Source organism: Sinomonas sp. G460-2 (assembly GCF_047759905.1).
Classification (GTDB): domain Bacteria; phylum Actinomycetota; class Actinomycetes; order Actinomycetales; family Micrococcaceae; genus Sinomonas.
This window is the reverse complement of record NZ_JBKZWT010000520.1, coordinates 1-1,525: the sequence shown is the minus strand read 5'-3', so window position 1 is coordinate 1,525 and position 1,525 is coordinate 1. Positions and strand designations below refer to the sequence as shown.

1 protein-coding gene and 1 pseudogene are annotated in these 1,525 nt (G+C 68.9%); both read left to right on the top strand.

Annotated features, from left to right (window positions below; genetic code table 11):
- A pseudogene (locus tag ACLN58_RS22080) lies at positions 1–253 on the top strand (MarR family transcriptional regulator); the annotation flags it as partial.
- Positions 254–346: 93 nt separating this feature from the next.
- The gene (locus tag ACLN58_RS22075) at positions 347–1,264 is read left to right on the top strand and encodes a cation diffusion facilitator family transporter (protein WP_415857351.1); all 918 of its coding nucleotides are present in this window, start codon (positions 347–349) and stop codon (positions 1,262–1,264) included.
- Positions 1,265–1,525: the final 261 nt, after the last annotated feature.

Here is a 1,525-nt window from a genome sequence, read left to right as displayed (position 1 = left end):
AGACCGCCTCGAGGCCTCGGGCCACCTCAAGCGCCAGCACAGCGCCGAGGATCGGCGCCAGGTCCTCCTCGCCTCGACACCAAGCGCGCGCGCGACGGGCCGCGAGATGTTCGACCCCATGGTGGAGCACCTGCTCCCCGTCCTCGCCGACTACACCCCGGAGCAGCTCGCGCTCGTCGCGGGCATGGTGCAACAGCTGACGACGGCGATCGCCGACGCCCGCTTGGGACTCGCCGCTGAGGGCGGGCACTAGCTGGCCCAATCCGTGGAACTTGGGGGCGTTCGCCACGGTATTCCGCCGCCTGTACCGTTGAACTGTGGAGATCTTCGCGGCGAGCGGCCCCCAATGAGCGGGCACGATCACTCGCACGCCGTCGACGCGACGGGGGACCGCAAGCGGCTCGTCCTCGCGCTGTGCGTGACGGTTCTGATTCTGATCGCGGAGGTCGTGGGCACGGCGCTTTCGGGATCGCTCGCGCTCCTCGCGGACGCCGGCCACATGTTCACCGACGCGTCGGGCCTGGTCATCGCGCTCATCGCGGCATCGCTGGCCCTCCGGCCGCCGACCCCGGAACGCACGTGGGGCTACAAGCGCGCCGAGGTCCTCGCCGCCGCGTTGCAGGCGGGGCTGCTTCTCGTGGTGGGCGTGTTCGTCCTGTACGAGGCCATCCGCAGGCTCTTCGAACCGCCCGCGATCGGCTCGTCCGCGATGCTGTGGTTCGGCATTATCGGACTCGCGGGCAACGCGATCGCCCTGCTTGTGCTCGCCTCAGGGCGGCACGCGAGCCTCAATCTGAGGGCCGCGTTCCTCGAGGTCCTCAACGACGCCCTGGGCTCGGCCGCCGTCATCATCGCCGCCGTCGTCATCGCCCTCACCGGGTGGACGCGCGCAGACGCGATCGTTTCCCTCCTCATCGGCGCCCTCATCATCCCGCGCACGCTGCGGCTGCTCCGGGAGACCACGGACGTGCTCCTCGCAGCGACGCCGAAGGGCCTCGACCTGCGCAGCGTCCGGGACCACATCCTCGCGCTGCCGCACGTCCTCGACGTCCACGACCTCCACGCGACCCTCATCGGCACCGGGACGCCCGTGATCACGGGGCACGTGACGCTCCGGGACGAGTGCCTCACCGACGGGCACGCCCAGAGGATCCTCGTGGAGCTTCAGGAGTGCGTCGCTGAGCATTTCGACGTCCCCGTGGAGCACTCGACCTTCCAGCTCGAGACGGTGACGCATCGCGACCAGGAGCATCTGCACCACTGACATAGCGGGGCAGTCCGAGCTTGGCGACCGACGCCGGCGATGCGACGCGTTGAGCCTGCGGCTTCGGATATGGGGCGGGCGCGGCGTGAAGCTCCGGGGCGCCCAAGATCGCGGCGCCCGAGATTTGCGGGCCCGAGATTGCGGCGCCCGAGAGATCGCGGCACCCAACCCTGATCGAAGAGAAATTCGAATCAATACCATCTGTGTGCTATCATTGGGTAAGAGTTTTCGATTGATGGTGGGGGGCATCATGGCCGGGGG

What these genes read in the sequence shown, in the direction of transcription:
- ACLN58_RS22075 (WP_415857351.1), top strand. Translation starts at nt 347, where the DNA reads ATGAGCGGGCACGATCACTCGCACGCCGTCGACGCGACGGGGGACCGC.